This window comes from Flavobacterium sp. S87F.05.LMB.W.Kidney.N, from assembly GCF_004366435.1.
In the GTDB taxonomy this organism is placed as follows: domain Bacteria; phylum Bacteroidota; class Bacteroidia; order Flavobacteriales; family Flavobacteriaceae; genus Flavobacterium.
Genome location: NZ_SODX01000003.1, coordinates 481,454 through 494,919, shown reverse-complemented (window position 1 = coordinate 494,919; position 13,466 = coordinate 481,454). Strand labels below are relative to the sequence as shown.

The 13,466-nt window shown below is 33.7% G+C and carries 13 protein-coding genes; 7 read left to right on the top strand and 6 right to left on the bottom strand.

Translation table 11 applies throughout. The annotated features are described in order from the left end of the window. Window positions 1-75 precede the first annotated feature (75 nt). The 3 genes from EDB96_RS11370 to EDB96_RS11360 all read left to right on the top strand — a co-directional run bounded on the left by EDB96_RS11370 (window position 76) and on the right by EDB96_RS11360 (window position 3,759). Window positions 76-654, top strand: coding sequence for a non-canonical purine NTP diphosphatase (locus EDB96_RS11370; RefSeq protein WP_057118802.1), 579 nt, complete (start codon window positions 76-78; stop codon window positions 652-654). 204 nt (window positions 655-858) lie between these two features. Further along, window positions 859-2,778: a DEAD/DEAH box helicase gene (locus EDB96_RS11365; protein ID WP_057118804.1), complete on the top strand. Its 1,920-nt coding sequence runs from the start codon at window positions 859-861 to the stop codon at window positions 2,776-2,778. Window positions 2,779-2,985: 207 nt separating this feature from the next. Beyond that, window positions 2,986-3,759 carry a carboxypeptidase-like regulatory domain-containing protein gene (locus EDB96_RS11360; RefSeq protein WP_057118806.1) on the top strand — a complete coding sequence of 258 codons (774 nt, stop codon included), beginning with the start codon at window positions 2,986-2,988 and terminating at the stop codon, window positions 3,757-3,759. Window positions 3,760-4,070: 311 nt separating this feature from the next. Here EDB96_RS11360 and EDB96_RS11350 read toward each other — a convergent pair whose 3' ends face one another. After that, window positions 4,071-5,531 (bottom strand): aminoacyl-histidine dipeptidase, encoded by a 1,461-nt coding sequence (locus tag EDB96_RS11350; protein ID WP_134140852.1) that lies wholly within the window; start codon window positions 5,529-5,531, stop codon window positions 4,071-4,073. Window positions 5,532-5,875: 344 nt separating this feature from the next. On the opposite strand from EDB96_RS11350, the gene EDB96_RS11345 reads away from it, so the two are divergent. The 3 genes from EDB96_RS11345 to EDB96_RS11335 are packed head-to-tail and all read left to right on the top strand — an operon-like array spanning window position 5,876 to window position 8,115. Beyond that, a complete protein-coding gene (locus EDB96_RS11345) occupies window positions 5,876-6,937 on the top strand; it encodes a DUF3810 domain-containing protein (RefSeq protein WP_134140850.1) in 1,062 nt (353 codons plus the stop codon). 42 nt (window positions 6,938-6,979) lie between these two features. Beyond that, window positions 6,980-7,474, top strand: coding sequence for an RNA polymerase sigma factor (locus EDB96_RS11340; RefSeq protein WP_008462500.1), 495 nt, complete (start codon window positions 6,980-6,982; stop codon window positions 7,472-7,474). 8 nt (window positions 7,475-7,482) lie between these two features. Beyond that, entirely contained in the window at window positions 7,483-8,115 is a 633-nt protein-coding gene (locus EDB96_RS11335) for a hypothetical protein (RefSeq protein WP_134140849.1), read from the top strand. A 119-nt stretch (window positions 8,116-8,234) separates the two neighbouring features. On the opposite strand, the gene EDB96_RS11330 is transcribed toward EDB96_RS11335, so the two are convergent. Beyond that, on the bottom strand, window positions 8,235-9,044 hold the full coding sequence (locus EDB96_RS11330) for a lysophospholipid acyltransferase family protein (RefSeq protein ID WP_057118813.1): 810 nt from the start codon (window positions 9,042-9,044) through the stop codon (window positions 8,235-8,237). A 126-nt stretch (window positions 9,045-9,170) separates the two neighbouring features. Then, window positions 9,171-9,821 (bottom strand): NUDIX hydrolase, encoded by a 651-nt coding sequence (locus EDB96_RS11325; protein ID WP_134140848.1) that lies wholly within the window; start codon window positions 9,819-9,821, stop codon window positions 9,171-9,173. A gap of 91 nt (window positions 9,822-9,912) precedes the next feature. On the opposite strand from EDB96_RS11325, the gene EDB96_RS11320 reads away from it, so the two are divergent. Next, a complete protein-coding gene (locus tag EDB96_RS11320) occupies window positions 9,913-10,353 on the top strand; it encodes a DUF4268 domain-containing protein (protein ID WP_057118817.1) in 441 nt (146 codons plus the stop codon). Window positions 10,354-10,443: 90 nt separating this feature from the next. Here EDB96_RS11320 and EDB96_RS11315 read toward each other — a convergent pair whose 3' ends face one another. From EDB96_RS11315 to EDB96_RS11305, 3 genes are read right to left on the bottom strand one after another with little or no spacing between them, the layout of a single operon-like run. Next, window positions 10,444-10,854, bottom strand: a complete 411-nt coding sequence (locus EDB96_RS11315; RefSeq protein WP_134140846.1) for a hypothetical protein — start codon at window positions 10,852-10,854, stop codon at window positions 10,444-10,446. Window positions 10,855-10,874: 20 nt separating this feature from the next. Next, window positions 10,875-11,819 carry an NAD(P)H-dependent flavin oxidoreductase gene (locus EDB96_RS11310; RefSeq protein ID WP_134140844.1) on the bottom strand — a complete coding sequence of 315 codons (945 nt, stop codon included), beginning with the start codon at window positions 11,817-11,819 and terminating at the stop codon, window positions 10,875-10,877. A 9-nt stretch (window positions 11,820-11,828) separates the two neighbouring features. Beyond that, a complete protein-coding gene (locus EDB96_RS11305) occupies window positions 11,829-13,436 on the bottom strand; it encodes a S8 family serine peptidase (protein WP_134140843.1) in 1,608 nt (535 codons plus the stop codon). Window positions 13,437-13,466: the final 30 nt, after the last annotated feature.

The following is a 13,466-nucleotide window of genomic DNA, read 5'->3' as shown; positions in this document are numbered from 1 at the left end:
TATTTTATTTTTTAGGTAACATATCAAATATAAGAATTCTAAATTTGTGTTGAAATCATTTAAACAGATAATTCTATGAAACTCGTTTTCGCTTCAAACAACAAAAATAAAATCGCAGAAATACAAAGTATGCTTCCTGAGAGCATTAAAATATTAAGTCTAGAAGATATTAACTGCCTTGAAGATATTCCTGAAACTGCGGAAACAATTGAAGGAAATGCTATTTTAAAAGCCGATTATGTAACTCAAAAATATGGTTATGATTGTTTTGCTGATGATACTGGCTTAGAAGTAACCGCATTAAATGGCGAACCTGGCGTTTATTCTGCGCGATATGCTGGCGAACAAAAAAATGCAGATGACAATATGAATAAGCTTTTAGAGGCATTAAAAAATGAAGAAAATCGCAGCGCCCAGTTCAAGACCGTTATTACTTTAAACCTTGGAGGAAAACAACATTTATTTACCGGAATTGCCAAAGGAACTATTACCTCAGATAAAATGGGAACAAATGGTTTTGGATATGATCCTATTTTTAAACCTGAAAATTTTGATGAAACATTCGCTCAACTGCCATTAGAAGTAAAAAATAAAATAGGACACCGCGGAAAAGCAGTTCAGCAACTAATTGATTTCCTGAGTGCCGCAAAATAATTGTTTCAAATACAACATTTTAAAGACTAAATTTTAGATTTCATGACGTGTTTTTTGTGTGTTTTCTGATTTTTTTATTAAAAATCATTTTAATAAAAATGTAACTTTTTGAAAATCAAATCATAACAAATACATAATTCTTGAATTACCATTAGTTTATCTGAATAATTAACAGTAATTTTGCACCCTATTTTAAATACATATATGAATAAATTTGAACAATTAGGATTGAATGAATCGTTACTGAAGGCGATTTTAGATCTAGGATTTGAAAATCCGTCAGAGGTACAGGAAAAGGCGATTCCCCTATTATTGGAAAAAGACACAGATATGGTTGCGTTGGCTCAGACAGGGACAGGGAAAACGGCAGCTTTCGGTTTTCCGCTAATTCAAAAAATTGATGCTGACAACAGAAACACACAAGCATTAGTTTTATCGCCAACACGAGAACTTTGTTTACAGATTACCAACGAACTTAAAAACTACTCAAAATACGAAAAAGGTATTAATGTGGTAGCAGTTTACGGCGGGGCTAGTATTACAGAGCAAGCTAGAGACATTAAAAGAGGAGCGCAGATTATCGTTGCAACTCCAGGAAGAATGCAAGACATGATTAACAGAGGTTTGGTTAACATTAAAAATATAGATTACTGTATTCTTGATGAGGCTGACGAAATGTTAAACATGGGATTCTATGAGGATATCGTATCTATTTTATCAGATACTCCAGACGAAAAAAGTACATGGTTGTTCTCTGCAACTATGCCGCAAGAGGTTGCTAGAATTGCAAAACAATTCATGAGTGACCCAGTTGAAATTACTGTTGGAGCCAAAAACTCAGGTTCTGCAACAGTTTCTCACGAATTTTACTTAGTAAATGCTCGTGACCGTTATGAAGCTTTGAAACGTTTAGCTGATGCTAATCCAGATATTTTCTCTGTAGTTTTCTGTCGTACAAAAAGAGACACACAAGCTATTGCTGAAAAATTAATCGAAGACGGATACAGTGCTGCTGCTTTACACGGAGATTTATCTCAAGCACAGCGTGATGGTGTAATGAAATCTTTCCGCGGAAGACAAATTCAGATGCTTGTTGCTACTGACGTTGCTGCGCGTGGTATTGACGTTGATAACGTAACACACGTTGTAAACTACCAATTACCTGATGAAATTGAAACTTACAACCACCGTTCTGGTCGTACTGGTAGAGCTGGAAAATTAGGAACTTCTATTGTAATTGTTACAAAAAGTGAGTTGCGTAAAATTTCTTCTATCGAAAGAATCATCAAACAAAAGTTTGAAGAAAAAACTATTCCATCTGGAATTGAAATCTGCGAAATCCAATTATTGCACTTAGCAAATAAAATTAAAGATACTGAGGTTGATCACGAAATTGACAACTACTTACCAGCAATCAACAATGTTCTTGAAGATTTATCTAAAGAAGAATTGATTAAGAAAATGGTTTCTGTAGAATTTAACCGTTTCATTACTTATTACAAAAAGAACAGAGATATCTCTGCTCAATCTGGAGAAAGACGTGAAAGAGGAGATTCTGAACCAAGAGAATTCAATAATAACGGAGCAGTTCGTTATTTTGTAAACATCGGTTCTAGAGACAATTTTGACTGGATGTCATTAAAAGATTACTTAAAAGAAACATTAGATTTAGGTCGTGATGATATCTTTAAGGTTGACGTAAAAGAAGGTTTCTCTTTCTTTAACACTGATCCACAGCATACTGACAAAGTAATGGACGTTTTAAACAACGTACAATTAGAAGGTCGTCGTATCAATGTTGAGATCTCTAAAAATGACGGAGGCGGAAGACGCGACCACAACAATCGTGGCGGCGGAAGAAGTTCTGGACCAAGAAGAGAAGGAAACTTTGCTCCAAGACGTGAAGGTTCTGGAGGCGGATTTAGAAGCGACAGAAATTCTTCAAGAGACGGAGGATCTAGAGAAGGTGGTTTTAGAAGCGACAGAAATTCATCTGCTCCAAGAAGAGAAGGTGGTTTTAGAAGTTCTGCTCCAAGAAACGAAAATGGTTCTTCAGAAAGAGCTCCAAGACGTTCTGAAAACTTTGGCGACAGCCCAAGACCAAGAAGATCTAGAAGAGATTAATACTTTAGTATCTCAAAATACAAAATCCCAAATTCCAGATATAATTGGAATTTGGGATTTTTTTATATTAAGAATCTTACTCTCTATGAATGAGTTTTGTAATTACTAAAGCAAGACTGCTTCCTTTGTTAATTTTCTTATAATTAAATTCCAAGACTGCAAAATATTTAATCCCGATTTACTACTTTTAGAGCTTTAAATCAGGATATGAAATATTTCGCAGTTTTCTTTTTTATTCTTCTAGCTAACATTGGTTTTGCGCAAGATACGCAGCCAACTGTTCCTCAAAGAGTTTCAGGTTATATTATTAATGACAACAGTAAACAACCTCTTGCCGGTGTAAACGTTATTAACACTAACAAAGTTCGTGGTGCAAAATCTGACGAAAAAGGATATTTTGAAATTGATGTTCAGGTTAACGACACACTTCACTTTTCTATTCTAGGGTTTCAATCTCTAAGAATTAGAGTTACAAATGACTGGATAAAAAATAAAGTAACCCGTATTCAGCTTACTGAAAAAGCTATTGCTTTGGAGGAGGTTATCATTGCTCCGTTTACTTTAACAGGATATCTTGAAATTGATTCTAAATTAATTCCAACAAAAGAAAACTATCGTTACAGCATTTCTGGACTTACACAAGGTTATGAAGCAGGAGAATATGCTCCAAATGCATTTGGTAAGGTACTAGGATCGATTTTTAACCCCGCGGATATGCTCTATAATTTCTTTGGAAAAAACGGTAAAGAACTTAAGAAACTAAAGGAAATGAAGAAAGATGATACGGTACGAACACTTCTGGAATCTAAATACGACCGCGAAACAGTTGCCGTGTTATTAGGAGTCAGCAAAGACGAGATTCCTGAAATCATGCACAGATGTAACTATTCTGATTCTTTTATACAAACTGCAAATGATCTTCAGATTATGGATGCCATTAGCGCTTGTTATGAGCAGTATAAAGTATTAAAACGTAATTAAGAATCTCCTTCATAAGGAAAATATTTAAATCCTCAATTCTAAAATTGAGGATTTTTTTTGGCGTTTAAGTTTTTAAAAGCTTTACATTTACTAAAACACCATCAAAATCAATAAATTATGTCAAAGGGTCAAGATGCTAAAAAAACAGCAAAAAAAGAACCGTTAAAAACGGCTAAAGAAAAGAAAGAAGAAAAAAGAGAAAAGAAAAATACTCCTAAGAGAGATTAAGTTTTTTAGTCGCAGTTTACAGTCACAGTTTACAGTTTTCTTAGAAACTGAAATTAACTGTGACTGAATACCGTGACTGAAAACTATTTAACTGGAATATTCGAAAGAATTTCTAGTACAAATTTCCAATATTTTTGAGCTGAAGAAATACTAGCTCTTTCGTCTGGAGAGTGTGCTCCATGAATTGTTGGGCCAAAAGAAATCATATCCATATCTGGATAATTTGTTCCTAAAATTCCGCATTCTAAACCAGCGTGGCAAGCTACAACCTTAGGCTGTTCTCCATTTTGCTTTTCGTAGATTTCTTTTAAAACTTCTAATATTTCAGAATTAACGTTTGGAGTCCATCCTGGGTAAGAACCAGAAAGTTCAACTTCGCATCCTACTAATTCGAAAGCAGAACGCAATGAATTTGCTAAATCAAATTTAGAAGATTCAACAGAAGAACGCGTTAAACATCCAACCGAAATTTCTCCGTCTTTAATAATTACTCGCGCAATATTATTTGAAGTTTCAACCAAATCTGCCATATCAGCGCTCATTTTGTAAACGCCATTATGTGCGGCGTAAATCGCTCTGATGATTCCTTCCTGAACCCCTAAATCCATTACTTTTTCAGGTAATTCTCCTTTCACGATTTCAATTGATAGGTTTGGCTCAGTTGTTTTGTATTCAGCTTTGATGTCAGAAATAATTTCCTGCATATCATACACATAAGCTTCATCAAACATTTGAGAAATAATTACTTTAGCAACACTTTCTCTCGGAATTGCATTTCTTAAACTTCCACCGTTTACTTCAACAATCTGTAAACCGAAGTTTTCAAATCCATCAAATAATAAACGATTCATTATTTTATTAGCATTCCCTAAACCTTTATGAATATCCATTCCTGAATGTCCTCCGTTTAGTCCTTTTACTGTAATTGTGTAACCAACAGAGCCTTCTGGAACTTCTTCTTCATGATACGTTCTTGTAGCCGTAACGTCAATTCCTCCTGCACATCCGATATCAATTTCATCATCTTCTTCGGTATCTAAATTCAACAGAATCTGACCCTGAAGAATTCCGCCTTTTAGGTTTAGCGCACCAGTCATTCCTGTTTCTTCATCAATTGTAAACAAAGCTTCAATTGCTGGATGCGGAATATCTTTACTTTCTAAAATTGCCATAATTGTAGCTACTCCCAATCCGTTATCTGCACCTAGAGTTGTGCCGCGAGCGCGAACCCAGTCTCCATCAACATACATGTCAATTCCCTGCGTATCGAAATCAAAAACAGTATCTGCATTTTTTTGGTGAACCATATCCAAATGCCCCTGCATTACAATAGCTTTGCGATTTTCCATTCCTGGTGTAGCCGGCTTTCTGATGATTACGTTTCTAATTTCATCTTCGAAAGTCTCTAAACCTAAACTGTTTCCAAAGTTTTTCATAAACTCAATTACGCGCTCTTCTTTTTTTGAAGGACGAGGAACGGCATTTAAATCTGCAAATTTATTCCAAAGTGCTTTTGGCTCCAGATTTCTTACTTCTTGACTCATTATATTTTGTTTGATGTTTAACAATTAAGAGCTTCAAAGTTACAAAGTTTAAATGCTTTTTTCGATACAAATTATAGGATATTAATCCAGAAATCTTTTCCCTTTTTATGCCACATAGTGGCATTTCGTTGGTAATAAAATAAAACAAGGAGCTATCATGCGTTCCTATGGGAACGCTTGGCTTCAATATGCATAAATTCTCTACCAATCAATTGTGCCTGACGGCAGATTTAAATACCAATATTTAAAAGTTTTTATATTATAATTCATTTATAGAATGATAAAATTTCAAAAAAATAAACTCAACTTCTATTTAATTATTATTTTTATAAAAAACCTAAACCGTGAGATCAAAATACATTTTACCTATATTTCTTCTTGTTCAAATTATCTTTTTAAGAATCCTCGCCTTCTTTCCAGACTTTGTTGAAGGTTTTTACAGTAACAATTTATTTGTTAGAATTTCTCATCTTTTAAGGATAGCACTAGGAAAAGTTCCATTTTCTATTGGAGATTGTATTTATGCTTTTCTAATTTTAGGTATAATTGGCTGGTTTTGGAAAATCCGTAAAACATGGAGAACAGATTGGAAAGATCATCTTTTAAAGATATTAAGCAAAATTTCTGTTTTTTACTTTTTCTTTCATCTTCTTTGGGCGTTCAATTATTATAGAGAGCCTCTTTTCGAAAAAATGGAAATCAAGAGAGAGTATACAGATGCTGATCTTTTAGCTTTTACGAAAAGATTAATTACAAAAACGAATGAAATTCAGTTTGCAATTACTAAAAATGACACAGCAAAAATTGTTTTTCCTTACTCTCAAAAAGAATCGTTTAAAATGATTTTAAACGGTTATGACAATTTAGCGAAGGAACATCCTTATTTTAAATATGAAATTTTAAGCGTTAAGAAATCCCTATTCAGTACACCATTGACTTATATGGGTTTTGGCGGTTATTTGAATCCGTTTACCAATGAGGCTCAGATCAATTATTTACTGCCAATGTACACTTTTCCTCAAACTACGGCGCACGAAATGGCGCATCAAATTGGTTTTGCCAGTGAAAGTGAATGTAATTTTATAGGTTTTTTAGCTTCCGCTAAAAATGATAATCTTTATTATCAGTATGCTGGATATAGTTTTACATTGAATTATTGTTTAGGAATCTGGAAGTTTAAAAACGAGAAAGTTTTTAATCAATTAAAGAAATCTGTACATATTGGTATCTTAAAAAATTATAAGGAAAGTCAAGATTTTCACAAAAAGTACGATACTTTTCTTGATGAAGGATTTTATTTTCTTTACGATAATTTCTTAAAATCAAACAACCAAAAAGATGGTATGGACAGTTACAGCAAATTCATTGACTTGGCAATTAATTATTATAAAACCAGAAAACTTTGATTCAACTGTAACAAAAATGATTTCATAACTACTAATACTTTTATGAGCGAAAATCTAGAACAGTCATTTGTTGCGCAATTGCAGGCAAATCAGAATATAATCCACAAGATTTGTAGATTATATACTGCTGGAGAAGATGCTCATAAAGATTTATTTCAGGAAATTACCATTCAGCTCTGGAAGGCTTATCCAAAATTTAGAGGCGACAGTAAATTTTCGACTTGGACTTATCGCGTGGCTTTGAACACCGCGATTACATTATACCGCAAAACCAAAAGAACTATTTCTACCGTAGATTATGAAAACCACCAGCATTTTGTAAAAGATGTTGACTACAATTACGAAGAAGAAGAACAGATAAAATTGATGTACAAAGCAGTTTACCAGCTTAACGACATCGAAAAAGCATTAGTTTTTATGTATTTAGAAGACAAAGATTATCAAGAAATAGCTGAAACCTTAGGAATCAGCGAAGTGAATGCGCGCGTGAAAATGAACAGAATTAAAGGGAAACTTAAAAAAATACTAAATCCTTAAAAATTATTATGAAAGAACTGGATTTACTAAAAAAAGACTGGCAGAAGAACTCAGGTTCTTTTCAACAAATTTCTGAAACTGAAATCTATAAAATGATTCACAAAAAATCATCTTCCATAGTAAAATGGATTTTGATTATCAGTATTTTGGAAATTTCGTTTTGGACTTTTTCAAACTTATTTATTAATACGGATGATGTTTTGAAAAAAATCAATCATCCAGAAATTATCATGGCTTTAGAGTTTATAACATACTTTAATTATATTGTCGTTCTCATTTTTGTGTATATTTTTTATAAAAACTACAAAACGATTTCGACCACTGTAGCTACCAAATCATTAATGAGTGCCATTTTAAAGACTAGAAAAACAGTTCAGTACTATGTTTGGTATAATTTAGGAATGATTGTAATAACGGCTATTTTAAGCTTCTTTATTGCTTTTGTTTACAATCCAGATATGGAATTTCTGAGAGAAAAATTAGCCTTAAACGGAAGAGCTATGTTTTTTACGATAGGAATATTATTCTTGGTAATTTTAGGCTTCTTCGGTTTATTCTGGTGTTTCTACAGAATAATCTACGGAACTCTTTTAAGAAGATTATATACTAATTATAAGGAGTTGAAGAAAATAGATTTTTAAGTTGCCAAGGTTCTGAGATACGCTAAAGTTCTGAGATACTAAGATACTAAGGTTCTAAGTTTTTTTGACAACTTGAAACCTGAAACAATCTAAAATCTAAAATCAGAAATCTAAAATCACTAATAATCCCACTGTCTGAGTTTATTAAGTTCTTCCTGTGCTTTAATTTCTTCTGCTGGAATTACTTTTAAAAATGAAGGATGTTGTTCGATTGCGTATTCTACTTTTTCAACAATTTGCTCGATTGTATCGTTTTCATAATCAATATCAAGAGGTTCTTTGATGATGAAAGACTGCAGGATCCCTTTTTTCTTCATTCGAAGTCCTTTTTTATCGAATGATCTACGGAAACCATCAATTACAATCGGAATTACAATTGGTTTATGCTGTTTGATAATATGAGCAGTTCCTTTACGAACAGGCTTAAACGATTTTGTAGTTCCCTGCGGAAAAGTAATTACCCAGCCATCTTCAAGGGCAATTCGAATGTTTTCGGTATCGTTTGGATTTACATCGCGTTTCTCTGTAACATCAACGCCTTTAGCACGCCAAGTTCTTTCGACTGTAATTGCTCCTACATAAGCCAAAATTCTTGGCAGTAATCCTGCCTGCATGGTTTCTTTTGCAGCAACATAATACAAATTCATTTTAGGCTGCCACAAATAGCCAATGTTCTTAATAGTATCTTGACGTCCGCTTAAACTTGCGTTAAACACATGAAACATTGCAACAACGTCTGCAAAATAAGTTTGGTGATTGGATATAAATAAGACATTAGAATCTGGGAGTGTTTTAATAATTTCAGATCCTTCAATCTGCAAATCGTTAAAACCTCTATATCTTCTATGCGTCATGGCACCCAAAATTCGGATTAACCATTTCTTGATGAATAATATATGCCCAAAAGGATTTCGTTTAAACAATCCCATAACTAATTTATCTTATTTTTTTGTTAGGTCGCAAACATACAAAAATTATTCTTTTAGCAACACTTTAAAACAATTTCTCCAATTTACACCTATTAAAATGAATATCAAATTGTTAAATAAACATTTTTAAATTTCATACCCAAAAGTCATTTTTAATACATCTCTCAATTCGCTCAAGATCATTGCTGTTGCACCCCAAACCACATGATTTTGAATATTGAAAGCCGGCACTAAAATATTAGCACCATAAGAAGTTGATAATCTGGCCTCGATAATTATTTCGTCATTTAAAAAAACCGACAAAGGCAGTTCAATGATATTTGCAACTTCTCTAATATCAGGGTAAAAAGAAAGCTCTTCTTTTGCAATTCCTAAAAACGGATGCACCAAAAAATTACTGGGCGGAATATACATGGGAGAAAAATGTTTGATTATTTCTATTTTATCACTGGCAACTCCAACTTCTTCCTGAGTTTCGCGCAGTGCAGTAGTTTCAAAATTCAAATCTTCTGTTTCATATTTTCCTCCAGGAAACGCAATCTGAGCAGAATGCACTCCATCATAAGCATTTCTTACAATCAAAACTAAATGTGTTTTTTCCTGCTTTGGGTAAAACAGCATCATTACTCCTGCCATTCTAGCATTCAGTGCTTCAATATCAAGATTTTTTAATCCCTCAATGCGTTCTTTTGGAGCCATTTTTAAATGTGATTCGACCGCTGGCAGTTCAACCGGAATAATATTGGGAACATATTTCAAAAAGTCTTGAAAATTCATAATCAAAGCTTATTTTTGTACTTTTAAATAAAACATAAATATACTCTAGAAAACGCAGTACCGCAAGTTTTCTAAAATTAAAGCCTAAAAAATGTACAGCAGAGAAGAATCACAAAAAATTAAAAGAGAATTTTGGGTAGCTTTCGCAGAAAAATATCCTCGCAAATGGGTGCTTTATGATACAAAGATTAAAGACTTCTCTTTTAAATTTTATGTTGATAATAAAAAGGCTCAGGTTTTAATTGATATTGAACATAGAAGTGATGAAAAGCGTACGGCTTACTTTGAAAAAATAGAAGCTTTAAAAAACATTCTGGAAGAAGAATTTATTAAAGACTTGGTTTTTGAAAAAAATTATACTCTCGAAAGCGGTAAAACAATCAGCCGAATCTGGGTTGAAAAAACAGGTGTTGGTTTTAGCAACCGAAATAACTGGGATACAATTTTTGATTTCTTTAATGAAAATATGCATGCTCTAGAAATGTTTTATTTAGAGTATGATGAGTTTATCAAGGATATTGATGTTTTATAGAAAAAGGTTCTGAGGCTTTTAGAGATTAAGGTTCAAAGATTTTATATATAACAAACCCGGCAGATTTTAGAATCTGCCGGGTTTACTATTTTATACCGTAAAAATATTATAAACAATAATATGGTCATCGTAATTAATATAAAGCTGTTTACGATAATCCTGTTTTTTACGTGTTATAATGGAAAGTTTGCATTCTCTACCGTCGTTGTCTTTACACATAAAAGAGTAAACAATATCTGTGTCATTTTCTTCACGCTCGATATAATCTAAAATACTAAAAAGCTGGATTTCCTGTGAATAAACAACGATTCTATGTTTATTTGTATCTAAAACAACGGAAAGATTTACTAAATCCAAATTGGACCATTCGCCCCATTTCCCTCTTTCATTTTTCTCTAAAACGCTAAATCCTGAGGTTTTAAAATGATAAGACTGACTTTGAGCCTGCTGGAATCCAAATACCAGAAAAAGTATTACTATATAGGTGCGTAAAAAATTCATAGATATTTTCTTGCGGATAATTAAAACTCAAAAGTAGTCTTTTCTTTGCATGCGACTTCAAATTCGGCGATCATTTGTTGAATAATTTCTTCAACTGGTAAAATTTTATGAATCAATCCTGCCACTTGTCCAATCTCAAGTTCGCCTTCATCCAGATCGCCTTCAAACATACCTTTTTTAGCTCTTGCACGACCTAAAAGCTGTGCTAATTCTTCTTTTGAAGGGCAGTGTTTATACAATTCCTGAACGTCTTGGTAAAACTTATTTTTGACTAATCTAACTGGAGCTAATTCTTTCAATGTCAATTGCGTATCTCCTTCTTTAGTATTAACTATAGTTTCTTTAAAATTATTGTGTGCAGAAGATTCTACAGAAGCTGCAAAACGACTTCCAACTTGAACACCATCGGCACCCAAAATCATTGCAGCCAGCATTCCTCTTCCTGTTGCAATTCCACCCGCGGCAATTAAGGGAATCTGAATTTTTTCTTTCACCATCGGAATCAAAGTCATCGTCGTGGTTTCTTCACGTCCATTATGTCCTCCAGCTTCAAAACCTTCCGCCACAACAGCATCTACACCTGCGTCCTGTGCTTTTAGGGCAAAAACACTGCTGCTTACCACATGCACTACTGTAATCCCCTTTTCTTTTAAAAATGAAGTCCAAGTTTTAGGATTTCCTGCAGAAGTAAAAACAATTTTTACGCCTTCTTCAATCACGATATTTATGATTTCTTCAATGTTTGGGTATAACATTGGAATGTTGACACCAAAAGGTTTGTCCGTAGCTTTTTTACATTTTTGGATATGTTCTCTCAAAACTTCTGGATACATAGAACCTGCGCCAATTAACCCCAAACCTCCAGCATTACTAACTGCCGAAGCTAATTTATATCCGCTGTTCCAAATCATTCCGCCTTGAATAATTGGATATTTTATATTAAAAAGTTGTGTGATTTTATTCATTCAAATAAATTATTGCTTGATTAGCTTTCCTGTTTTATGCAGATTATCAGCATCAAAACTATAAAAATAGAGTCCGCTTTGTAATGACTGCAAAGAGAGAATTGGATTGGAATTATTAATCTTTTCTTCAATTAATTTTTGGCCTAACACCGAATAAATAGTGACAGAGGCTGTGTTATTTTCGGTTAAAAAAGAAAAAGAAACTTCATTTTTAACAGGATTTGGATATACAGCAAAAGAAGCTTCTGCAACAAAATCATCAACACTTAAAGTCGCACCGAAATTCGGAATTCCGTAACCGTAATTATTATCCGGGTTTGTGAATCTGTCAGAAGAAGCCAAAATCATTTGTCGAATTTGTTTATTGGTTTTAGTTGGAAACGCCTGCCATAAAGAGGCTGCCATTCCAGCCATTATCGGACAAGAAAAAGATGTTCCATTTGCGGTTCCAATATTTCCGTTTGGATCAGAGACTACTGAAGCCACGCCTTGCGCCATTATATCTGGTTTTATTCTTCCGTCATAACTTGGTCCAATCGAACTTGAACTAGCCCTCACTTTAGTAGCATTAACAGAACCTATTGCCAATACCGAAACTGCATCAGCTGGAGAGCCAATATGTTTTTCAACCTGAATTCCTTCATTTCCAGCAGAAGCCAAAACTAAAATCCCTTTACTAAATGCTGTTTCTGCACCACGCGAAATGAAATTGGTAATTCCATTCATATCGCTGTAAGTATGATTGTATCTAGACTCGTCGCGATCACCAAAGTATCCTAACGAAGTAGTAATTATATCGACTCCTAAAGCATCTGCTTTTTCGGCAGCTTCAACCCAAAGCGATTCTTCTACCGGATTTTCTAAAGCACCAATTTCTGTAATAAAAAGATAATAAGAAGCATTTGGAGCTGTTCCAACTAACGAATTTTCTTTGTAACCGCCCATTGTAGAAAGCACCTTTGTCCCGTGATCACTGCCTGTGTAGAAATTTGCATTTCTTGTTGTATAATCATAACCGCCTAAAATTCGGTTATTATTTCTAAGATTCTCAAAAGGCTGTGCTGTGTTTACGCCTGGAAAACCACCATCAAAAACTGCAATAATTTTTCCTTCTCCAGTAAAATTCTGCTGATGCAAAATTTGTCCGTTCAGCATCTGAATTTGATTTGCAGAATTGCCATACGAATAATCTATTGCCGCCTCCAGCTTATTGAGACCTTTAGCTGTTTTAGTTTCCGAAACTTTTTTGGCTGTAGTGTTTAAAGTTTTATCAGCAAATTCTATTTTCTGGACAAAAGGCAATGTTTTTAATGCATTTATGTTTGCCTGAGTTCCCTGAATATGAAGTGCATTCAACCATTTGGACTGCGCCATAACTGTTATACCGGCACTGGATTTAATTTGGCTTACATAAGTAGTTTCCAAAGGAGCATCTGTAATATCTAAAGCGATATTTTGATTGGTTCTTCGATCTAAAGCTTTCTGAGAAAGTTCTGTCAACGGATTATCAAAAAACAACTGCGCATTCGGTTTTCCGTTAAAATAAACCCACGCATCTTCTTGTGCAAATACCGCAAACGAAAGAAGTAATAAAAGGAAAGTAAAGTTATATTTCATAGCGTACCTTTGAGGAATTTCTTCCAAATA